This window comes from Shinella sp. S4-D37 (assembly GCF_040812195.1).
In the GTDB taxonomy this organism is placed as follows: domain Bacteria; phylum Pseudomonadota; class Alphaproteobacteria; order Rhizobiales; family Rhizobiaceae; genus Shinella.
Map to the genome: position 1 here is coordinate 3441112 of NZ_JBFNXL010000005.1, position 22372 is coordinate 3463483.

The window sequence follows — 22372 nt, forward strand, 5'->3', positions numbered from 1 at the left end:
ACCATTAGGCTGCCTCCTCGGCGGCTTTCAGCTCGGCGATAGCGTCGTCGAGATCGAAACCCTCCTTGTTGCGCAGCAGGGTCAGGGCCTCGACGAGCGAAACGGGTTTGTGAAAATACAAACCAAACTCATCGTTCTTTCGCTTGTCGAGCAAGTCGCAATATGCGGCGGCCTGCGCTTCTGAGCCCCAGGCATACATTCCGTCGCCGATGGCATGCGGCGTGGCGATGTACCACCAGTCCTCCAATTCCGGGAGCATGCTCGCCTTCAGCGCGGCATGCGCGTCAACGAGTTTGCGCCAGACGATGTCGTGGATGTCGCCGAGGAGACCCCTTCTGCAGTCCTCGCTCCGCTCGTCGTACTCATCTGCGTCGTCGCCCAGGGCGCGAGCCACGGCGCTTTCGTGATCCGGGTTCGCGTCAATGTGACATTCCTCGCGGACCAGGTTCAAGTCGCCGTCGAGCCACTCGAGCGTGCTGCAAACAACCTTGCCATCGAGAGCAACATCGAACGCGATGTGTACGCCGTCGTCGGCAACGAACTTGGCGTTTACGATTGAGATGCGTTCGGCGAGCGGGGCCAGCACCCGACGGAACTGGTACATGCCGCTCTCCCAGAAGAGTTCCCAACCCGACCCATCGAGCGCATCGCTGGTTGCGACCTCAATGCCGTCGACATTCGCGTCGAGGACCGCCAGATGACGAGTACGCGCCAGAAGCTCTTCGAAAACGTTCTCAAAATCGTCCGGATGCGTAGCAGTCTGAGCAACTTCCTTAAGCTCCTCGACAGCCTCCTGGTACTTCTCGGTGATGTTATCAACCCGCACCTTGCCGATGAACTGCTCTTCGCCACTGTCATTGTTAATATTGTAAACGCTGAAGACACGGCTTCCGTCGATGCTGCGGTCGTACGCGGGATTGAAGCCGACATACTTCGCTTCGTATGTATCACCGTATTCTGCGTCTTCCACCGCATCGACAACGGATTTCTCAAGCGCCGGCGACCAGGCTGCAAACTCCTGACCCTTCAAAAAATCAGTGTGGACATGGAAGAGGTTGAAGAACTTGCCATTCTCAACCAGCTTCAGCGAGTAGCTCGGGTTTTCGACGTGAACGGTACTGTCTTTAAGCTGAAACATTTTTGATCCCTTTCATCTGTTTCTGCTGCTCTGCATCGGGGTTTCAGGCCGATAGCGGTGTTTGAGCGTTGGCTACCGCCACCGGGTTTCCCCGGTTTCGGCCCTTGCCAGGGGCCATCATCAGGCGGCTTAAGCGACAGCCGCTTCTTCCTCCTCGTCGTCGTACCAGCCGAAAACGTAGGCCGCGAAATCCTGGCTGATGTGATTGCCGTCGCGTCTCCAGCACCCGACGTTGATCTCGCGGTTCGCGAACGCTGCCTGGACTGCGGCTTCCGGCGTGAGCTTGTTGCCAGAGAGAATTTCGTAGTCGTTGGCCGCCAGGTAGATGCGGAGAACGGCGACGTAGAGCGCAGCGACTGCGTTGTCGTCGGTGCGGGCCAGGTTGGCATGAAGATGGTCGATGCAGTCGAAGAACCAGGCAAGTGCCTCGGCCGGAGACTTCGACCGTGCGGTCGGTGTCTTCGCCAGCGAGATCGTCGGTAGATCGTCCTTCTTCAGCGATATCGGGCTGTCGGGGTTCACGAAGTGCTCGCAGGCACGGACGACCTGGTTCTTGTTGCCGATGCGCATCCAGCCGCCGAAGTTGATCGCCGGGCTGTCGAACGCGGCATCGATTGCTGCCTCGGTGTTGAGGCGGCGGCCTGTCTCGACCTCGTAGTTCATCGCTGACAGATACATGAGCAGCGTCGCGGTGCGATACATCCGCTCCACCGCTCCTTCTGTGAGAGCCAGCGCGTCGGCGAGAGCGTCAGCTCCCTGTCCCCATGATTTGAGTGCCTCGGCGGCTTTTGCCGACAACGGCGCCTTCGGCGGGAACTTCACGACAACCAGGCTCGACCGGTCGACGACCGGTCGCTCGTACTTCGCCAGAGAGATCGGGTTGTTGGGATTTACGTACTTAGCCATTTCTTTTTTCCTGTTTCTAGTGTTGCACCGGGGTTTCAGACCGGTGATGAGCGGGGTTTGTTGTTGCTCATGTACAAAGGATGGGCGGTAACAAGCATTGAGACAAGAGGGTAAAAGCAAAAAAATGCATTGCCTCTAAATTTCATACTTTTAACGCCCGAGATCATTAAAATTGTAAAAAAACTTTTCTCTGAAAGACGGAGGATTTATTCAAGAACTCGCGAGATGTACTTCAAAACGGCGTCTTGAATTACGCCGACGTGAGTTCTTGAATTTCCGGATATCGCCGACGGCGGAGAGTAGCACTCGCGCGTGCACGCACGAGAAGACGTCGAGCATCACAAGAGTCTCAACGCCTGGGACTCTTGAAGGGCTGCACCTCTTCCGGCGTGCCGGCCGGCGCACTAACCTGAAATCAGACGCGGTTGCGACGGCGCATCAGGGCCGTCAACAAAGTTGCCGTTCTCAAAGTCCGTGCCCCCGCGTCAGACGCTTCAACAGTTTTTGCCAAGCCCATTTGCAAAAACGAAAACGCCCGCGGCGGCACCGAACGCAAGACCGCCGTCTGGCGGCTCGTTCCGAAATCGCCCAGCCCTCGCGGATCGTTCTCCCCCAGTCGCCAAGCCCTTCCAAAGGCGCCGACAATCCGTCCTCGAGCGCGGCGCGGATTTCGAGAGCTGCACGGAAACGGTGCGGAACCATGTTGGATGTCAGGAGGGGACCGGGCGACAAGTATCGACGTGTCTCGGGTGTTCCCCGATCACGTTTTTCGACAGTCCTTATCTGTTTCTTCTTTTTCGCTAACGTCGTTCCCCAACGAGTCCTTTAGGGAAAGGCTTCGGCGGCCAGCGGAAAGCGACAAGCGGATGAGGAAATTATTTCTGCATCGGAATCCGGATATGGAAAAGGGCGCGGTCTATATTTGAAACCCCGCGCCCTTCCAGGAAGAATACGTCTCGGCTCAATGTATTCCGATATCAATATGGCTACGGTCGGCGAAAGTGTCAATGCAAGACCCCGACGGTGGTGAAGCCCGTCGGGGTCTTGAGTTTAGTCAACATCGTCGGCGAAGTAGGAGAGTTTACGAGGCTGGCGACCGAACCAGTTTTCAGCCGTCTGCTGGGCGACAAGGTCCTCGAGATACTGCTCGAGACCTTCGCCGACTCGCTTCGATGCCCAGACAGCGAGGCGGAGCACATAGCGGGCGACAGAGCGAAGCTCTTCGTCCTCCTCGGGCGTGGAGAGGTCCACATCCAGATAAACGCACTACTTCGGATCGATTCCGACAGCTTCGATGACCTGGTGGCGATCCAGCTCGACGCGCGCTTTGGCCGTCATCTTTCCGTCGCGCTCGATCAGTGCAAGCGAGAAATGGCGGGCGAGATAGGCCTTCCGCGCGCGAGGCCCTTTGTGCCAGTCCGTGATACCGTACACGACGTAGGCACGGACCGCGTTGGGGTCGCGCGTCCAGGCTTTGGTCCAGTCCATGCGCCAGACCCCGAACTTCTCCTCGCCCGGGTGCCAGCCCGAGGGCTTGGGCTTGGGTTTCACATTGCTCGGATTGGGATCGCGATAAGGGCGATCAACTTTGGTAGAGTACGTAACCACTTCTGGTTCCTTTCGCTGTCGGAGAACAGGCCGACACCCGACAGACCCGCTCTTGGTGTCAATCGGCATCGAAACGGGGCTCTGACGCATATGTGGAACGGCCCGATTAGCAAGATGGTTTCTGCGTAAATCCCCGTCGGACGGTGCAGTCATATGTCCGGCCTGTCAGCGCGGTCATAGCCGCTGGCCACGATGATATCCGCGATGCCGATCGCCTAATCACTTTCACGCGCTCGAAGCGCATTGCGTCAGACGGTCTGATCGGTATCGAGGTGTCGCCCCTCGGGTTCATCACTCATTTGGCACCTTGCTTGATCCGACGGCGAACCGCCGGAGCCTCTCCTGTCCTATACTCTGGTCATGCTTCCCGGCGCTTGGTAGGTGCCGCCCTTGACGAGAAGCGCCCATATCGTGCGCGCGATCTTATTCGCCAAAGCGACAGCAGCAACTTTGTACGCTTTGCGCGCCAGTAACGAAACGACCCAGGCTGGCAGCTTGACCCCACGGCGAGCCTGCTTCAGGACCGAGGTTGCCCCCACGATGAGTAAGGTGCGCAACTGCTTATTACCTTGCTTTGAGATCTTACCCAGCCGCTCCTTTCCTCCGCTGGAATTCGCCCTTGGTGTAATGCCGATCCAGGCCGCCAAATCTCGCCCTGTGCGGAAGGCTTCGGGATCATGGACAGCGGCGCGAACGCTTGCCGCGATGATTGGCCCTACGCCGGGGATGGTAGTCAGCCGACGAGCCGCTTCATCGGTTTTCACGGCCGCGATAATCTTGGCGTCGAGCGCCTCGATCCTGGCCGTCAGCTTTTCTATTTGCTCGGCCATTTCAAGGAGCGCTACCCTGGCCGAGTTTGGCAGACGGCCGTCACGATCGTCGCGCAAAATGGCAATGAGTTTGGCAATGCTTGTCATTCCGGTGGCAGCGACAACCCCAAGCTCAGCCATATGGGCACGCATGGCGTTTGCAGTCTGGCTTCGCTGACGCACGAATAGCTCTCGCGTTTTCAAGACCATGCTTGCAGCCTGCTCCTCAGGTGATTTGACGGGCACAAAGCGCATTGTTGGCCGCGTGACCGCCTCGCAGATTGCCTCAGCATCAGCCGCGTCGGTCTTGTTGCGTTTGACGTAGGGCTTCACATAGGCGGGCGGCATCAACCGCACAGTATGACCCAATTCACCAATCGCGTTGGCCCAGTAGTGGGCGCTCCCGCATGCTTCCATTCCGACAAGGCATGGTGAGATTTGGCGAAAGAACTCCAAGACCTGTGATCGCCGCAAAGCACGTCGGACAGCGACATGTCCATCTTCCGTAATGGCATGAACCTGAAAGATGGACTTGGCCAAATCCAGTCCGACTATGGTAATCTTTTCCATGGAACGGTCCCTTCTATCTTGTGGCGATTGGCGTCACCACATTAGGCATCCTCGATGCCGGTGCGAAGGGCCGTTCCACACCATCAATCTCGATGACGTCACGGCACTCCAACGATGCGTGCTTCAAGCAGATCGAGCTTTCCGCGCCCGTACATTTGCCGTTTGATGAGCTTGAGCTTTGTGATCTGGCCTTCCGTCTGGCCGTTCGACCACTTGGAGGTTATGGCATTCTGGATTGCGGCTCGGTCTCGGATAACGCCATTCGCGAATGATGCGACCAGGCTTTTCGCCGCGCGTTCGATCCAGGCCTCCAGATCACCGGAGGATTTGCGGCGCAACATGTCATGGAAGCTCTCAACGACATCCCTGGCCTCGACAAGGTCTGGCAGCCTCTCTTCGATGGCGGCAACCGTCATCGTTTGAGCCTTGGTCAGGTTGTTGCGCTCGAGGGTCATCAGGCGAACGACGGTGCGCGCGGCGGGAGAATGACCAAGTCCGCTTTCAGCCTTTTCTGCCCGCCTTCGTCTCGTTGCCCATTCGGTGACAACACGCAGGCTTCCGCCAAAACCAGCCAGTCGAAGCTGCCGCCACAGTTCGGCGCCATTACGCAATCCAGCATCCCATTGAGCTTCAAGCCAAGGCAGATGGGGTTCGAGAGAGGTTTGCCGGACCCGGAAGATGTCTGTCCGCTGACCACGAACGACACTGCGGACCAGCTTTCGGCTATGCCCAGTTCGGCGCACGATTTCCTTGATGGAGACACCATCGGCGACGAATCCGCGGATAACGGCATTTGCCTCTTCACGTCGCAGATATCCCTCGTATTGCAGCCGCTCAGCGGCAGTCAGAAGCTTCGGATTTACGGTTGCAGTGCCGATTGCCACCCGGACCTGCCGCATCGATTTACGAACGGCGTCAAGAAAGGCGTGGCTGGCGTTTTCCATCAGATGCCAACGGTCGGCAACCTGGTTGGCGTGTGGCAGGGCTCGTGAGACGGCCTGCGCATATCCACCACCACGGTCTCGTGCGACGATCTCGATCTGGTGTTGCTGAATCAGCCAGGCCTCGGCGGTCGCCTGTTCCCTGTCGGGCAATAATGCGATTGCCCTTCGACGTTCAAGATCGCAAATGATGGTGCCATATCGATGATTGCGTCGCCAGGCCCAGTCATCAATGCCGATGACGTTCGGAGGTATCGGCGCGGGGCGATCGTATCGGCGAACGGTTCGCAGCAGCGTATCATTACTCACCGGGAATCCGAGACGATCTGCAAACCGGGCCGCCGGGCGACCACCCAATGCGAGAGCGAGATGGCGAACCAGACAGTCCAGGCGTGCTGTCCGGCGAGCCATGGGGCGAATTACATCGTCGCCGAAGCGCTCGGCGAAAATCTTTCGGCGGCAATTGCCGGCATTACAGACAAAGCGTCTGACGGTTAGGTTCAGTTCGAGCCGCCGGCCCGCACACGGCAGATCGGCAAGCATCCGAGGATAGCGACTATGAACACGCCGAGAAAGGGTTCCACAGTGGGGGCATCTGCATTCTAGTGCACGGCCCGACGCCACGACAACGATCGCGCCAGCCGCATCGTGCACTGCTTCAACGTTGAATTCGGCGGGGATCAGATCGGAAAGTCGAATTCGGGTCTGCATGGCGCTGATTCTCCAGAGAAAACCACGCCAATTAAATCCTAAACATCATCGAGATTGAGTCAGAGCCCTTATTCCATGCCGAAACACACTCTTGGGCCTGAACTGGAAAAACGATTGGGTACTCTGGCATTCTAGGGTTTGCTGTTCGTCGCGTGTTGCCACGCGCCGCCATCGCGCCGACCGGTCTACCGGTTCTGGATGAAGCAATCCCTTACGAAATCGTTAAAATGCGACCGAATTGAAAAACCCGCTCGAGGCGAGGCTTCGTTACCGGATGACGGCAGGTCCAGGTCTCCAGACCCCTGAGATACGGCTCCATGACGGCGCGCTCGGCAACGTCCAGGTCCGGCAGGTATTTGGCGAGGTACCTCGCGTTGATTTCCATGATGTCCATTTCCCTTCCCCTCTATCCGCCTTGATGGCGGTTATCCTGATATCGTTGCTTGGTTTCCGCCGGCGCAAATCGCCGGAAAGAATGTCATCGTGCTCCTTGCCGATCTGGGCTCTCGCTCGCTGGCCTGTGACGGAGCCCTTCGGTCGCCAGGTCGACGAGATCGTCGAGGGTGGCGGCTTCCGCGAGGACCGTCGGCTCATCGGCCTCATTGAGGTCGTGTAGCCAGCCCTGGCCGACGCGGAGCGACCAGATCAGCCAGTCGACGACGTGCAACACGTCGTCGCCGTGCCACCGCATCCACAAGCGTGCACGCTGCTCCCACTTCCTGCGGAGGACGGCATCCTCGCCACCGCCCATGTTCGGCCAGCCGTCTGTGCGGTACCAGGCTGGGTCGTCGCCGTCGTCCAGTGGATCGCGGATGAAATCGGCATCGGCCCGATCCTGCGCGGTCCACCACTCCATTAAGAGTCGACCGAGGCCGGGGTCGACCATGTGACGGATATCCCGCTCGATGTGCGCGGGAATGTCGATCTCGTGGATGAGCGCCTTCACAGCCTCTCTGAATTCCGGGTGTGACTGTACTGACTTGCTCATGCCGACATCCTCACGACGTTCGAGACCTCGCGCTGCACCGAGAACGGACGGCAACGCAGGTTCACCTCGTCCTGCACCTCGTTCCAGAGATAGGCAGCGTCCACCCATGCGTTGAAGATCGACAGGTTCGTTTTGCCAGCCAACCGGTCCTTTTCCCACGACGCTTCGAGGCGGCTGATCCTCGGCCACTGGATCGTCTCCGGAAGCGTGTCGATGTCGATGCCGCGATGCTCGCAGACCCTGACCAGCTCGCGCGCGACATCCCGGCAGTCCACGCCATCCCACAGGTCTTCGTTGACGACGTCAGCCAGGTGCCGGACGCGGAAGTCGTTCTCGGACTGGAGCGCGACGGCCAGAAGCTTCTCGGCGGCGGCGGCTTCGAGAGGCTGCACGGCGATGGTGAGCGGTGGCAGCACGTCGATCAGCGACGGGATTTCGGTGACTTCGATCGCGCGAGACAGCGCCTGCGGGCCGCGCGCCACGGTCATGTCGAGGCTCGTGTTGGCCCTGACACCGCCGACGGTGCCACGGATGATCCACCGCTGAACCGGTTCGCCATATCCGACGTCGATTTCCTTCGGCGCGGCGGAGAAGGTCAGAATGCGGATGCCCTCGCGCTCGAGGATCGACGTGATCCGACGGATGCCGCTGGCGAACTCGTTCGACAGATAGTGACGTACGGTCACTATGTCGGCATCCTGCGTCTCGCGGACCCGCTGGTCGAACAGCTCGCCGCCCTTCAGCAGAATCGGTGCAGGCCCCATACCTTCCGGCCAGTAGCGAAGCACGCCCTCGGCGAGGATACGGCCCGCCGCCATGTCGATGTCGAGATTGTGGTCTTTGACGGCCTTCTTCAGCTTCGTGCCGACGCTCTCGAATATTCCTGATGATCTTGCCCTTCCCATGTCGATCCCCTCATACGTTCTTGTTGACTGATGAAATCGTGGCAACCGGCGATGCAAGAGACAAAAGTAACGCCGTGATTTTCGGCCGATCCGATTCCGAAAAAGGGAGTAATGGGGGGAAATCGAGGCAACCGCCTCTCATAAAACCGTCTAGGATGCCCGTAGAACACCGAAAACGACTCTGGGTATACCAAGGGTCATGGCTTTTTCGACGGTATGCCTGTGTAGCGTCTGCGCTTGAAGAGGCGCTGCTGGAGGGCGGCATAGCACTTCTCGGGGTTCAGGCCGCGCACTTCCACCAGGTGAGCGAGGGCGGCGGCCAGTATGCGGTCGAACGCCTGCGTCTCAGCCTCCGAGACAGAACGGCCGTTCTTCGCCGCCCGGACATTCCGCTTGGTCGCCGCCTGGATCGCCGCCGAAAGCGCCTCGTCGACTATGTGCGGCTGCATGGGTCTTCCCTCCGCCCGCCGGTTCGCTCGCGTATTGCTCGACAGCTCCCGCCGTCTCGCCGTCGTCTTGTAAAACCCCTGTGCCATCGGCCATCCCCTGTAACGCCGTGAATAACCCGATGTAACGCCGTGACGATGCAAGTGACCAATGCCGATGGCCGAACCGGTCACGTCACGACACGGAGGAATGTGGACAATATGAGACGTAACGGATGCTTGCGTCTCATCTGCTAGACATATCGAGATCGGTAAAATCGACGGCAGCTTGCTATCAAGAATTCAACTCCTCCAGGTCATGTTGCCGGATACTACGATCAGGAGGTATCATGTCGTTCGGACAAATCGTCGGCTTGGCGATGCTCACCGCATTCTCCGCTGGTGCGGGCTACAGTTACATCGCCGACAGGCACGGCCTGCCGATGCCGGGTATGGCGATCTCGCAGGAAGCCGCCGACATGACGACCATCGAAACGGTCAGCCCCTCGGTGCAGTTCATCAAGACCTCGCCGTCAACGTCGAAGGTGCGGTCGGAAAGCTTCAAGCCTTACACGCTCTGCTCGGGTGCCGTTCGCACGCACTGCATCATCGATGGCGACACGCTCTGGCACAACGGCACTAAGATCAGGGTCGCCGATATCGATACGCCCGAGGTGGGGCAGCCGAAATGCTCTTCCGAGGCGGCGCTGGGTGCCAAAGCGACGAGACGGTTCCTTCAGCTCGTCAATCAGGGGCCGTTTGAACTCCAGGCGTGGCCCGAGCGTGACGAGGACAAATATGGCCGCAAGCTCCGGGTGCTGGTCCGTAACGGCAGGTCGCTCGGCAATATCCTCGTCTCGGAAGGACTGGCGCGCACCTGGAGCGGCCGTCGCCAGCCGTGGTGCTGATGGGACATGGAAGTCCCATTCTCAAATCAAGATGACGTATACCGTTGAAATCGGCTCGTTTCAGTAGATAAGCGGGATTTCGGCCCGCACTACTGAAACGCCAGCTTCATGAGCGCACGGCGCTGACGTTCTTCTGGAGAGAGCGGTGGGTACGAGAGATACTTCGGCTTCAGGGAGCGGCTCCGGCATGCGGTACGGATCGACATCGGTGCGCCTATCTGGGCGGCGAAGACCTCTGCCAGCATCGCCTCGATCCGATCGGCAGTTTCTCCGCCTTCCGCCAGGAGTATCATCGCGGCATCGGCAAGGGCGCGCGTTGTAGTGTCGGCGGTACGGATGACAGAGCCTTTTTCGGCTTCGCGTGCTTTGAGTCCAGCACGACGCTGTCTCTGGTGTTCGGTCTTCCTGGCCGTCCGCTGTTCTGGGGTTTCGCCTGTGCGGTCATGACGGACGGGCCGACCGCGCTTCTTCTTCGGACTCGCTTCGCCGATCATCTCTTCGAGCATCGCGCGCTCGACAGCTGACAGTTCCAGTTTCGTGAGTGGCGCTTCTGTCAGTGCCATGTGTTGTTCCTCTTCGCTGGCTCCGATAACCAAAGTGTGCTCATCGGCGCAACTCGATACAAGTCGAAATCTACATGTAGGCATAAATATTTTTATCTACATGTAGATTTTTGTTGGGAAATTTGTTGCCGGAATGCGGTCTACAATGTCGCTCAAGCCGACACCACCGATATCCTCGTCGAATTTTGCCTACATGTAGATTTCAATTCGAGATGGTCGTCGCGCCCCAGCAGGGCTCCGCCCCTGCGATCATTCCTGCTCACGAGATTCATTTCGAAACCGGGGTAGTCTCGAAGTCCGAACACGATAGATTCTGTTAGCCTCGGCTATCCGGGCGATAGTGTTCCTCCTCGATCCTACAAGAGGTTTCTGTTCCGGCAGTGGGTTGAAGGGGTGCTGGTGACAAACAAAAAGAGCGAAGCGGCACGTTAAATTCGAGAATCGATACTCTAGAAATCGGGAACCCGACTCTCAAGAACACGATTCCGCTTTCAGATTTAGCTATCGGTATTGTTTTCTATGTATCACCACTGGAATCTGCTGACATTCCGTTGAGCCTCAAGGGAAATGTTCTTGTTTTATTGTGCACGATTGTCCGAAAATGAGGGGTACGCTGTCCGTAGGCTCTGGCGACAGGAATCTAGGTGGCTTGGACGGTTCATCTATTGATTTCTACATATCACCACTGAATTTCGTTAACGTTCCGTAGAGCCTCTAGGCGTTCGATCCTGTTTTATTGTGCCCAAATGTTATAAATACCTTCAATCCGCGATGAATCCTATATCTTTATCGTGAGGAATTGTTTAATTGTTTTCCGTTTTCGTGAAATATTATTTACGTCACCACGATTAATAATAGTTACATGCGTCGCCGGCCGCCATAATAGATTTATCGCATTCGGAAACAGTACTTCCATGGCAATCCAGACTTCTCACTATCGGGCTGACGGGACCGAGGTATACATCACATCCCAGCTATCCGGTGATCATATCGTTCGCGGCAAGGACCGGCGCGGCATCCGTTCGGGAGACTGGGAAAAGGAGACGTCTCCTGCGAAACACTTCCTCGACAGCCCGCAGGCCGAGAAGGCGCGCATCCTGATTGAGACCGCCGCGGTGATCGGGGCGGACAACCTCACGGCTCAGGACATCGCCCTGCACGAATACCTGCTTGCCTGTGCGCGGCGGAAGGGGATCGAGAAAGCCAACCATAGCATTAGCATGAAGCGCCTTTCTGGATATCTCGGCGTTGATAACCTGGAACGCATCTGGGACAGCCTGGAGCGGCTGATGGCGACGAGGGTGCGCTATCACATCACCGACCCCGATACCTCGCGCCGGGTGTGCGTACCGTTGATACAGCAGGTTTCAATGTCGACGAACAGGCTTTCGGGCAAGACGCTCATCGACTACGCGATCCCGGGTGTCGTTCGCGACGCGATCCTTCAGAGCCGCTCATATACGTGGATCGACATCAACGTTTTCCCGCTCTTCAAATGCAAGTACTCGGGCCGTTTGTATCCGAAGCTGGCGCTTATGGCCGGATACGATCATCGCGTCAGGAAGCCGTGGACACCGACGGTCGCGGAGTTGGCTGAGTTCATCGGTTACGCCAAGCCTGGCGAGAAGGTTCACAACGGCTCCTTCATGCGCGTCATCGACAAGGCGCTTCGCGAGATTGCCGAACATGTCATCCGGTTCGAGGTTATCTGCATCAAGCCGAAGCGGTCATCTTCGGGAACCGGTAGGCCTGTCGAGGGGCGGTTCAAGCTCACGACGACCAGCACGACGAGATCGGTTTACTCATACAAGCCCGCCGTCCTCGGCCCGACGCAGATCGGTAGGATTGAGGATCGTCGGTATTCGATACTCCAGGAGTGCGAACATCCTCCGACAAAGTACTTCGCTCAGGCGCAGATCATGACCAGGATTCCCGCCGAGGAACTGTCTGATCGGTGGCGGCGCGATGTCACCAGAGGCCGCTTGGAACCCAACCGTCGGACGGGCGCGATGACTGGTGCCTTGCTGACCTCGGTTCTTGACGATGAAGGTCTCCGGAATGCCTTCCGTCTCTGGGTCGCCATGGCCGTCATGGTCTCCGACGAGGACATGGGTGATCTCCCGGAGGCACCGGCGGCGTCGACGGCGCCAAAGATGGCAAAGGGCGTGGTCGCGGACATCTGGATCGAAGAAGAGGTCTGGTATTCCGACGACGGATACACGGAAGATGACGAAAAAGAAGACCTCCGTTCCGGCGACGAGCAGGGCATCCTCGAATACGGGATCGTTCCGCCTCAGGCCATCGAAGCATGGGAAGATATCGATGACATGGACATTCCGTTCTGACGTCGATCGCACTCCGTTAACCGGAGCGCGAAAATCCCGGATGCCGCGTTGACGTCTTCGGTTATACGCGGCATGGTTGCGCCGAATTGGAGGCCCGAGAGATGACGCAGACCCTGCGAATAGCCTGACGACCAACTGCCTGCCGCACCGGCGGGCGCGTCGTCATTGTCTGTTTGCAGGAGTTAGCCATCATGGCCAGCAAGACCAAATTGTCGCTCGAGCGCGAAATCTGCCGTCTCCACGTCGCGAAGTTTTTCGCCGACCTCGGCCCCGACCCGAAGGGCGTTCACCTCGTACTCATTCCGATGAACGCCTCGATGTCGCAGTGGTATCGCGCCGCCGAGGAATACGTCCGCGAGGCTAAGAAGAGCGGCGCGGAGGATGCGAAGTCGACCAAGATGACAGGCACCGTAGATGACCTGGTCGTTGATGAGACGGAGTTCGACTTCACGGGAGAACCGGTGTCTTCGCCCTTCGCCGTCGAAGTCCATCTTCTTGCCGTTAACGGCCTCGATGACCGCCCTGAACCTGTGGCTTGCACGATCTTCCTCTCCGCCGCCGAGAACGAAAACCTCGACCACCCCTCGCTGCTGCTCGTGGACAGCCGCACGACGGTAGAGCTGGACATCGACCTGATCGTGCAGGCAGCGGCGACCTGTGGTCGTCCGATCACGCGCGTCGAGGCCTACCGTCTGTCGCGGATGCCGCACCGCCGACGGAGCGTCGCTTTCCGCTCGCCGCGCCCGATTAGCAAGAGCCACGCCCTCCATGTGCAAGCCGATAGGCTCGAACGCGCGAAAAAGGAAGCCGAGCGTCAGGAGCGTGAAGAGGCCGCAAAGGCAAAGCGCCGTCCGGCTGACGAGCGCGTCGTTCCCGACGACACGCCGTATCTCGAAGACATGCACGGCTACGGACCCGCTGCGGCTTGGGGCCTCGAACTGGCGCAGGACATGGAAGACTGGCGCCGCGGCACCATTCGCTGGAACGATGTCGATACCGGTATCCTGCTGTCGGGGCCTCCGGGTTGCGGCAAGACGACCTTCGCGAAGTCGCTGGCGCGCTCGTTGGACGCGCATCTCGTCTGCGGCAGCTATTCGGCATGGCTCGGGACGGGTGAAGGTCATCAGGGCAATCTTCTGTTGGCAATGCGGGCGGCGTTCGCGGAGGCCATGAAGCATGCGCCGAGCGTCCTTCTGATCGATGAAATCGACAACTTCGTTGCCCGTGGCTCAATCGGCAACGGACGCTCGGATGAGTGGAACCGCGGCGTGGTCAATGGCCTCTTGGAGTGCCTTGACGGCGCTGTCGAGCGCGAGGGCGTGGTCGTCGTAGGCGCGACCAACGATCCGTCGGGTATCGACATGGCGCTCCGCCGCCCGGGTCGTCTCGACCGCCACATCGAAATTCCGCTGCCCGATGCCACGGCGCGGGCCGCTATCCTGCGTCAGCACCTCGATGCGGACATCGACGTGGCCTGCCTCGACCGCGAGACGGAAGGCATGTCGGGTGCAGACCTCGAGCGCGTGGCTCGCGACGCACGCCGCCGCGCACGCCGTGAACGTGCCGATGTCGATATCCACCATGTCCGCGCCTCGCTGCCGGTCCGCCAGAGCCGTACGCCCGCTTATCGCCGTCATATCGCCGTCCACGAAATCGGACATGCGGTCGTCGCGGCTGTAACCGGCAGCCGTGTGCGCGACGTCTTCGTGGAACCCGATTTCATCGTGGACCAGCCGAGCAACATCGCTGGCGCGGCGGTAGTCAGCATGCGCGAGGGTATCCAGGACTATCAGTGGCACATGGACCGCGTCGCGCACTGCCTCGGCGGTCTGGCCGCCGAGAAAATGATCTATGGCAGCCACAGCGATGCCGTCTCCGTCGATCTGGTCAATGCCACGAATGCGGCGCGGAATGCGCTCGCGAGCTACGGCATGGGTGGCTCGCTGTATTCCCACGGTGTCGCGGGCATGACTGACCTCGCTCGAGCACAGGATTTCGATCCGAGCCTGCGCCACAGCATCGACGACATCCTGCACGACCAGGCAGCGCGTGCGCGCGCCATTCTCGAGGAACACCGCGAAGCGTTCACGGAACTCGTCGAGATGCTCCTGAAACACCATCGTATTGACGGTGCTGTGGTCCACGAGATCGTGAACCGCCCGCGCCGCCAGTTGGCCCTGGCGATCTAAGGAGGGTCAGATGTTCGTGAAAAAGTTCTACACGTCTGACACCCACTTCGGTCACGCTCTCATGCTCACCTCGGGAGGCCGTCCGTTCCGCTCCACCGACGAGATGGACCAGCACCTGATCGACCAGTGGAACGCCGCCGTCGGCGACAATGACATCGTGTATCACCTCGGGGACTTCTCGATGGGCCTCGGCAACGAAGATCGCGTTCGCGGGATTTTCCACAGGTTGCGCGGGCGAAAGTTCCTTGTCCTCGGAAACCACGACTACCGCAAGCCGAATGTCGTCCACCCGACGCTGGCGGGGCTGGAATGGGCCGCGCCGCCGACCCCGGCGCTGGAGACGACCGACGAGGGCCATCGCGTCTTTCTGAGCCACTACGCTCATCGTGTATGGCCGGGATCGCATAAAGGTTCGCTCCACTTTTTCGGTCATTCTCATGGTGAACTACCACCTCTAGGTCGCAGTCGCGATGTGGGCGTGGATTGCCGTGACGTGGCCTTCAAACCGAGGACATTCGCGGAGTTGACGAAAGGGATGATGAAATGACCGGCGAAGAACTGAACAATATCTACGGCAATATCATCATGCCGGATGCGACGGTCTCGGTGCCTGCTCAGTGGATGCCTGCCGTCCACGAGGCATTGCAGGCGCTGCATGACCTTCCGGGCAGCGTGCGCGCATTCCTCATCGTCACGGGTTTCGGCGAAGAAAACGGCTATCTGGTCGTCGAGATGGTCGCGTCGACGCAATACATTTCCGCCGACGGCATGGCCGCGATCGATGCCATCGTCGAAAAGGCGCAGGCCACCGTCCTTGCGCGGAGGCACTGATGCGCCTGGAATATGAACTCGAAATCCGAGACCTCGCGTGCAGCATTCTGCCTCAAGGCATCGGCATGGATATCGGCAACGGCTGGCTGGACATCGCGCGCGACGCTGTCATCGGTCTCGTCGTGGCCTCGCACGGTCGCGTGAAGGTGGAAAAGTTCGGCGAGAAGTGGGGCCTGCTTGACATCCGCCCTGGTGTTCGGGGTCTCGACGATGATGTCATTCACACCGTCTATGAGATCACAGGACAGGCCAGATCGAGGTCGGCGGATATCTGCGAGTTGTGTGGTCGGCCTGGCGAAATCCGCCGTGCAGGTTGGCACCGCGTCCGTTGTGACGACTGCGAGGCCGAGCATGTTCGCCGTCGGCAGTTCGAGACCGGAAATCACCAGGCTATCGACGAGGCCGTCGGGTACTACGTCCGCGTATGCCTGGAACACGGACGACTGTTTCCGGTCGCCAACATCGTCATGGAGGCGTGGCCCGACGACACCGACCGACGGTTCTTCCTCGACGAGGTCAACGATGTCGTCGGCTGGTGGCGCGCAGGCATGCAGCACCGCCATCTCGACGAAGACCTTCGCGAGGAATTCCGGCGTCTTCGTTTCCGATAGCGGTTGTTACTGAATCTAAGAAATAGGAACAACCGCTATGGAAAACTGGCTGACTAACCTACGCCGTCGATACCTGATTAATGAAGACGCCGAGTTTTCCGTTCGGCCCGGATGGCATGGCATCGTCGAACGATTTTATGACGAGGCAGCAGCGACCCTTGGCGATCCGGCTCGGATGTTCACGCTTCAGGTCAAGCAGAAACTCGGTCGTCTGGATATCCATGTCCGCGTTGCGGACGAGCATCGCACGATGATCAATTGGTACATCCGAGCCGCAGAGGAAGAGGCATCGCGGACGTGCGAACACTGCGGCTCGCCGCAAGAGTCGCAGACAGCACGACGGCACATCATCGAGTGCGACGACTGCCGCGAACTCGATCTCGCCCTCGACCAGCGCCGCCATCGGGCAACCGAGATTCAGGCCGCCGCGCGCAGGTACGTCCGCGACTGCGCGCATGCCGGAAAAGTCCTCGACATCCATGAGTGGGCCGAAAAGCGATGGCGGAAGGATAGTCCGCCGAAGCGGAAGGCGATGCTGGACGCGCTACGCGACGAAATCCGTCAGGGTGTCGCCGTCGTCGATGTCTGGCGACATTTCGAGGTTTCGGGGAGGATCGCCCGCGAACTCGTCGGTGCGCGGACATACGGCGATCTGTACCGAAGTCTTCAAATCAACGAGATGGAACCCGGGTGCAAGCCTGCGAAGGTCGCCCAACGGGTCGCCGACAGAACGATGGATCGAGCGCAGGTCGCCGAGATTTTCGGGATCGCGGACGACGAGGTCGATGCCTTCCTGTCGGCATGGTGCAACCTACAAAGGGACTGAACCCCCGCAAAGATGTTCGAAATGCCGTTGGTCTTGGTCCTGCAATTTCCGGCATCGCTATCATTTTGCCCCTCGATCGCTGAACCCAAAACTTCAATTAATGTAGCACAACATCAGGAGATTGTGGTTGCCGGCGGCGGCCACTTCGAGCGCCCGCTTGGCGCTTTCCTGGCCGCGGATATCGGCAAGGTCGGGCAGGTCCGCCGCCCCGGCGCGGATCGCGGGTGCCGGCCGCGACAGGACCTGCGTGCCCTTGAAATGATTGGCCAGCGCGATCAGGCTGCGCGGCGCCAGGATGTCGAGGCCGCTCCCGGCCCAGGCGGCTTCCGCGCCGTTTTCCGCCGGGCAGATCAGCCCCTTGCCGAGCGCATTGGCCCCCATGGCGGCGGGCAGCGCCCCGGCGACGGCGGCGATCGTGCCGTCGAGGTTGAGTTCACCGATGACGAGATAGTCCTCCAGCACATCGCCCGGCACGGCGCCGAGCGCCGTCATGAGGCCGAGCGCGATGGCGAGATCGTAGTGGCTGCCTTCCTTCGGCAGGTCCGCCGGGGCGAGGTTGACCGTCACGCGCTTGGGCGGCAGCGACAGGCCGGAGGCGTGCAGCGCCGCCTGCACCCGCTCGCGGCTTTCGGCCACCGCCTTGTCCGGCAGGCCGACGATCTGCATGCCCACCTTGCCGGGCGCCACCATGACCTGCACATCGACGGGCACGCCCTCGATGCCCTGGAATGCAATCGTCCCGACCCGCGCCACCATGCTTGCCCCCGCCCGTTCCCGCAGCGCCGCGCGTCATCCTGCGCAAGGCGACCGCGACACGTTTTCGCCGAAAATAGCCCCTTCAACCGCCCCTGGGTTGCAGCCGCAAATCTGGCACGGAATCCGGAATGAAACAAGAACAATTATAGAACTTGCGAGAGAATTTTCCGCGCACCGGTTGCATCCGGTTGCAATTGCGGAACGAAGGCGGCCCGTTCGCGAACGAACCGCCCCGGCAGGCGGCTCAGCGCTTGCTTTCGATGGCGTCCCAGAGCAGGGCGGAAATGTCGGCGCCGCCGAATTTCTGCACCTCACGGATGCCCGTCGGCGAGGTCACATTGATCTCGGTCATGTAATCGCCGATGACGTCGATGCCGACGAAGAGGAAGCCGCGCTCGCGCAGCGCCGGGCCGATGCGGGTGCAGATTTCCCTCTCGCGCGCCGTCAGTTCGGTCGGCTCCGGCCGGCCGCCGGCATGCATGTTGGAGCGGGCGTCGTGTTCGGCGGGCACCCGGTTGATGGCGCCGACCGGTTCGCCGTCGACCAAAAGGATGCGCTTGTCGCCCTGGCGCACGTCCGGCAGGTATTGCTGGGCGATGAAGGGCTCGCGGAACATCTGGCCGAACATTTCGAGGAGGGACGAGAGGTTGCGGTCATCCTTGGTGGAATGGAAGACGCCGGCGCCGCCATTGCCGTAGAGCGGCTTCAGGATCATGTCGCCCATCTCGTCGCGGAAGCGGCGGATTTCGGCGGGATCGCGCGTGATGAGGGTCGCCGGCATGAGGTCGGCGAATTCGGTGACGAAGATCTTCTCCGGCGAGTTGCGCACCCAGGCCGGATCGTTGACGACGAGTGTCTTCGGATGGATGCGCTCCAGGAGATGCGTCGAGGTGATGTAGGACATGTCGAAGGGCGGATCCTGGCGCAGCAGCACCACGTCCATCGTCGCAAGGTCGATGCGCTCGGGCGCGCCGAGCGTAAAATGATCTCCCTTGACGTCGCGCAGTTCCATCGGCTCGGCGGCGGCATAGACCTTGCCGTCGCGGAGGCTGAGGCGGTCGGGCGTGTAGTGGAACAGCCTGTAGCCGCGGTTCTGCGCCTCCAGGCTCATGGCGAAGGTGGAATCGCCGGCGATGTTGATGGTCGACACATGGTCCATCTGGACCGCGACGTTCTTGATCTTTGCCATGAAAAGTCCCCTCAGGAATGCCCGACACATTTAGGGTGCGGGCGGCGCGATGGCAACGGGCCTCGCACGGGGTCAGGCAAGGCCCAAGGTTCCAGGCCTCTTTCTCCACCCGCCTTCATGCGGATCACGATGCGGCCTCCAGGGCGGGAATGGACGCGGCGCGCGCTTCCGGCCGATCCTCGCCCGACCAGTCGATCCGCCGGCCACTGGCGCTGTCGAAGAAATGCAGCCGCGAAGGTGCGATCGAGAGCGATGCAGTTTCCGGCAGCGGGTTCTCCGGGGAGACCGCGGCGACGAGCGGCTGGCCGCCGACGAAGCCGTGCACGAGGCGCTGGGCGCCCAGTTCCTCGACATAGTCGAGCCGGAAGGGCAGGTCGCCATTCGAGCCCTCGTGGATGTGCAGGTCTTCGGCGCGCAGGCCGACGGTGACGGCGCCCTGCGTCGGCACCGTGGCGCCGAGATCGATGAGGGCGGGGCCGAGCGCGAGCTTGCCGCCGTGCAGTTCGCCGTTGACGAGGTTCATGGCGGGCGAGCCGATGAAGCTGGCGACGAAGGTGGTAGCCGGACGATGATAGACGTCGAGCGGGCGACCGACCTGCTCGATCCTGCCGCCGGAGAGCACGACGAGACGGTCGGCGAGCGTCATCGCTTCGAGCTGGTCGTGGGTGACATAGATCGAGGTCGTGCCGACGCGGCGCTGCAGGCGCTTGATCTCGCCGCGCATGGAGACGCGCAGTTTCGCATCGAGGTTGGAGAGCGGCTCGTCGAAGAGGAAGGCGGAGGGTTTGCGCACGATGGCGCGGCCCATGGCGACGCGCTGGCGCTGGCCACCGGAAAGCGCGCGGGGTTTGCGCTCCAGATAGGGCTGGAGTTCGAGCATGCGGGCGGCCTCCGCCACGCGGGCGTCGATCTCGGCCTTCGGCGTGCGGCGGTTCTTCAGGCCGTAGGCGAGGTTTTCGTAGACCGACATATGCGGGTAGAGCGCGTAGTTCTGAAAGACCATGGCGATGTCGCGGTCGGCCGGATCGACGTCGTTGACGACGCGCGGACCGATCGCCACCTCGCCCTTGCTGATCGTCTCCAGGCCGGCGACCATGCGCAAGAGCGTCGACTTCCCGCAGCCGGAGGGGCCGACGAGCACGATGAACTCGCCGTCGGCGATGTCTATCGAGACGGCGCTGACGGCGGTCACCCCGCCATTGTAGATCTTGGATACGTCCTTGATGCCGATCGCCGCCATGGGACGAACCTCCTATTTGTCGCTTTCCGTGAGACCCTTGATGAACCACCGCTGGAAGATCAGCACGATCATGACCGGCGGCAGCATGGCGAGGATCGCCAGCGCAAAGGCCTCGTTGTAATCGGGGATGTTGGAGCCGACCCAGACGAGCAGGATCTGCTTGATGCCGCGCACCAGCGTGAAGAAGCGCTCGTCGCTCGTCATCAGCGTCGGCCAGAGATACTGGTTCCAGCCATAGACGAACATGATGATGAAGATGGCGGCGATCATGGTGCGCGAGAGCGGCACCAGCACGTCGATAAAGAACTTGAACGGCCCCGCGCCGTCGATGCGGGCGGCCTCCAGCAGTTCCTCCGGCACGGACTTGAAGAACTGGCGGAAGAAGAAGGTCCCGGTGGCCGAGGCCAGCAGCGGCACGATGAGGCCGGTATAGCTGTTGGTGAGCGAGAGCCTGGTCATCACCTCGTAGGAGGGCACGATGCGCACTTCGAGCGGCAGCAGCAGCGTGGTGAAGATCATCCAGAAGAACAGCGTGCCCAGCTTGAAGCGGAAATAGACGATGGCGTAGGCGGCGAGCATCGACAGCACGATCTTGCCGGCGGCGAAACCGATGCCGAGGATCAGCGAGTTCCAGATCATGCGCGCGCCGGTGATCTTGCCGGTAAAGCCGCCTTCCCGCGTCAGCACGGTGTTGTAGGTCTCGGTGAAGTGGCCGCCCCAGGCAAGCGAGAGGCCGTTGCGGTGGATGTCGGCCGCCTCGTGGGTGGAGGTCATGAAGGCGACCACCACGGGGGCGACCATGACGAAGACGCCGAGCATGAGGACAAGATGATCGAAAAGACGGGTGCGGTTCATGGCGGGCGCCCTCTCAATTGTAATGGACGCGCCGCTCGATGAAGCGGAACTGGAAGATGGTGAGCACGAAGACGACGATCATCAGGATGACCGACTGGGCGGAGGAGCCGCCGAGGTCGTTGCCGCGGAAGCCGTCCATATAGACCTTGTAGACGAGCGTGATCGGGTTGTTGGCCGCCTTGTCCTTCACCATCACGTCGATGACGCCGAACGTGTCGAAGAGCGCATAGGTCATGTTGATGATGAGCAGGAAGAAGGCGGTGGGTGCCAGAAGGGGCAGCGTCATCGTCCAGAAGCGGCGCATGCCGGCGCGGCAATCGATGGCGGCGGCCTCGCGCACGGAGGCCGGAATGCTCTGCAGGCCCGAGAGGATGAAGATGAAATTGTAGGGGATCTGTTTCCACACCGACACGATGATCATAGCGATTGCCGTGTCGTTGTAGTTGAGGCCGACCTTCATGTCCCAGCCGAAGAGGGCGGCGAACTTCACCAGCGGGCCGATATGCTGGTCGAAGAACATCATGCCCATCAGGCCGGCGACCGGCGGTGCGATGGCATAGACCCAGATCAGCAGCGTCTTGTAGGCGGCGCCGCCCTTCAGCACCGCATCCGCCTTGACGGCGAGCAGCATGCCGATGCCGAGGGAGAGGAAGGTGACGAGCGCGGTGAAGACGACGGTGAAGCGGGCGATCGACCGGTACTGCAAGGAGCCGAGCGCATCCGAATAGTTCGAGAGGCCGACGAAGGTGGAACCGAAGCCGAAGGGGTCCTCAAGATAGAAGGACGACTGGATCGCCTGCACGGACGGCCAGTAGAAGAACACGACGATGATCGCCATCTGCGGCGCAAGGAAGAGATAGGGCAGATAGGGCGAGGAGAATTGCACGCGCTTCATGTCTTGGCCTTTGTAGGAGCGGGAGAAGCGGGCGAATGCCCCTCACCCCAACCCTCTCCCCGCAAGCGGGAGAGGGAGAGGAACCGTTGCGGTTCGTGTCCTTCTCCCTGCCTGCGGGGAGAAGGTGGCCGGCAGGCCGGATGAGGGGCCTGCCGAAGCCGGA

21 protein-coding genes and 1 pseudogene are annotated in these 22372 nt (G+C 60.5%); 7 read left to right on the forward strand and 15 right to left on the reverse strand.

Going from position 1 to position 22372, the window contains the following annotated elements:
* Positions 1–4 precede the first annotated feature (4 nt).
* From AB3G45_RS24340 to AB3G45_RS24380, 9 genes are all read right to left on the reverse strand, one after another.
* Positions 5–1138, reverse strand: a complete 1134-nt coding sequence (locus tag AB3G45_RS24340) for a hypothetical protein (protein WP_367832981.1) — start codon at positions 1136–1138, stop codon at positions 5–7.
* A gap of 129 nt (positions 1139–1267) precedes the next feature.
* On the reverse strand, positions 1268–2044 hold the full coding sequence (locus AB3G45_RS24345) for a hypothetical protein (RefSeq protein ID WP_367832982.1): 777 nt from the start codon (positions 2042–2044) through the stop codon (positions 1268–1270).
* 1266 nt (positions 2045–3310) lie between these two features.
* On the reverse strand, positions 3311–3652 hold the full coding sequence (locus AB3G45_RS24350; RefSeq protein WP_367832983.1) for a hypothetical protein: 342 nt from the start codon (positions 3650–3652) through the stop codon (positions 3311–3313).
* A gap of 347 nt (positions 3653–3999) precedes the next feature.
* The gene (locus AB3G45_RS24355; RefSeq protein ID WP_367832328.1) at positions 4000–5031 is read right to left on the reverse strand and encodes an IS110 family transposase; all 1032 of its coding nucleotides are present in this window, start codon (positions 5029–5031) and stop codon (positions 4000–4002) included.
* Between the two features lie 98 nt (positions 5032–5129).
* Complete coding sequence (locus AB3G45_RS24360; RefSeq protein ID WP_160872167.1) at positions 5130–6683, reverse strand: ISL3 family transposase; 1554 nt, start codon at positions 6681–6683, stop codon at positions 5130–5132.
* A 211-nt stretch (positions 6684–6894) separates the two neighbouring features.
* Positions 6895–7077 (reverse strand): hypothetical protein, encoded by a 183-nt coding sequence (locus tag AB3G45_RS24365; protein WP_367832984.1) that lies wholly within the window; start codon positions 7075–7077, stop codon positions 6895–6897.
* An 84-nt stretch (positions 7078–7161) separates the two neighbouring features.
* Positions 7162–7671, reverse strand: a complete 510-nt coding sequence (locus tag AB3G45_RS24370; protein WP_367832985.1) for a hypothetical protein — start codon at positions 7669–7671, stop codon at positions 7162–7164.
* Positions 7668–8576, reverse strand: a complete 909-nt coding sequence (locus AB3G45_RS24375; RefSeq protein ID WP_367832986.1) for a nucleotidyl transferase AbiEii/AbiGii toxin family protein — start codon at positions 8574–8576, stop codon at positions 7668–7670. Before AB3G45_RS24375 ends, AB3G45_RS24370 begins: the two co-directional genes overlap by 4 nt.
* Before the next feature lie 197 nt (positions 8577–8773).
* Positions 8774–9025: a hypothetical protein gene (locus AB3G45_RS24380; protein ID WP_367832987.1), complete on the reverse strand. Its 252-nt coding sequence runs from the start codon at positions 9023–9025 to the stop codon at positions 8774–8776.
* Positions 9026–9351: 326 nt separating this feature from the next.
* On the opposite strand from AB3G45_RS24380, the gene AB3G45_RS24385 reads away from it, so the two are divergent.
* Positions 9352–9909 carry a thermonuclease family protein gene (locus tag AB3G45_RS24385; protein ID WP_367832988.1) on the forward strand — a complete coding sequence of 186 codons (558 nt, stop codon included), beginning with the start codon at positions 9352–9354 and terminating at the stop codon, positions 9907–9909.
* A gap of 89 nt (positions 9910–9998) precedes the next feature.
* Here AB3G45_RS24385 and AB3G45_RS24390 read toward each other — a convergent pair whose 3' ends face one another.
* A complete protein-coding gene (locus tag AB3G45_RS24390) occupies positions 9999–10472 on the reverse strand; it encodes a hypothetical protein (RefSeq protein WP_367832989.1) in 474 nt (157 codons plus the stop codon).
* Positions 10473–11386: 914 nt separating this feature from the next.
* Between AB3G45_RS24390 and AB3G45_RS24395 the strand changes: the two genes are divergently transcribed.
* From AB3G45_RS24395 to AB3G45_RS24420, 6 genes are all read left to right on the forward strand, one after another.
* The gene (locus AB3G45_RS24395; RefSeq protein ID WP_367832990.1) at positions 11387–12817 is read left to right on the forward strand and encodes a hypothetical protein; all 1431 of its coding nucleotides are present in this window, start codon (positions 11387–11389) and stop codon (positions 12815–12817) included.
* 191 nt (positions 12818–13008) lie between these two features.
* A complete protein-coding gene (locus AB3G45_RS24400) occupies positions 13009–15006 on the forward strand; it encodes an AAA family ATPase (RefSeq protein WP_367832991.1) in 1998 nt (665 codons plus the stop codon).
* 10 nt (positions 15007–15016) lie between these two features.
* Complete coding sequence (locus AB3G45_RS24405) at positions 15017–15553, forward strand: hypothetical protein (RefSeq protein WP_367832992.1); 537 nt, start codon at positions 15017–15019, stop codon at positions 15551–15553.
* Positions 15550–15837 (forward strand): hypothetical protein, encoded by a 288-nt coding sequence (locus tag AB3G45_RS24410; protein WP_367832993.1) that lies wholly within the window; start codon positions 15550–15552, stop codon positions 15835–15837. The genes AB3G45_RS24405 and AB3G45_RS24410 overlap by 4 nt, the downstream gene beginning before the upstream one ends.
* Complete coding sequence (locus AB3G45_RS24415) at positions 15837–16448, forward strand: hypothetical protein (protein WP_367832994.1); 612 nt, start codon at positions 15837–15839, stop codon at positions 16446–16448. Before AB3G45_RS24410 ends, AB3G45_RS24415 begins: the two co-directional genes overlap by 1 nt.
* 37 nt (positions 16449–16485) lie before the next feature.
* Positions 16486–17274 (forward strand): hypothetical protein, encoded by a 789-nt coding sequence (locus AB3G45_RS24420; protein ID WP_367832995.1) that lies wholly within the window; start codon positions 16486–16488, stop codon positions 17272–17274.
* Between the two features lie 108 nt (positions 17275–17382).
* Here AB3G45_RS24420 and AB3G45_RS24425 read toward each other — a convergent pair.
* The 5 genes and pseudogenes from AB3G45_RS24425 to AB3G45_RS24445 form a co-directional block, all read right to left on the reverse strand.
* Positions 17383–18030 (reverse strand): annotated as a pseudogene (locus AB3G45_RS24425) (magnesium chelatase domain-containing protein); the annotation flags it as partial.
* A gap of 244 nt (positions 18031–18274) precedes the next feature.
* Positions 18275–19219 carry a glutathione synthase gene (gene gshB / locus AB3G45_RS24430; protein ID WP_367832996.1) on the reverse strand — a complete coding sequence of 315 codons (945 nt, stop codon included), beginning with the start codon at positions 19217–19219 and terminating at the stop codon, positions 18275–18277.
* A 124-nt stretch (positions 19220–19343) separates the two neighbouring features.
* Positions 19344–20459: an ABC transporter ATP-binding protein gene (locus tag AB3G45_RS24435; protein WP_367832997.1), complete on the reverse strand. Its 1116-nt coding sequence runs from the start codon at positions 20457–20459 to the stop codon at positions 19344–19346.
* 12 nt (positions 20460–20471) lie between these two features.
* A complete protein-coding gene (gene ugpE, locus AB3G45_RS24440; protein WP_367832998.1) occupies positions 20472–21314 on the reverse strand; it encodes a sn-glycerol-3-phosphate ABC transporter permease UgpE in 843 nt (280 codons plus the stop codon).
* 13 nt (positions 21315–21327) lie between these two features.
* Positions 21328–22209: an ABC transporter permease subunit gene (locus AB3G45_RS24445; protein WP_367832999.1), complete on the reverse strand. Its 882-nt coding sequence runs from the start codon at positions 22207–22209 to the stop codon at positions 21328–21330.
* Between the last annotated feature and the right edge of the window lie 163 nt (positions 22210–22372).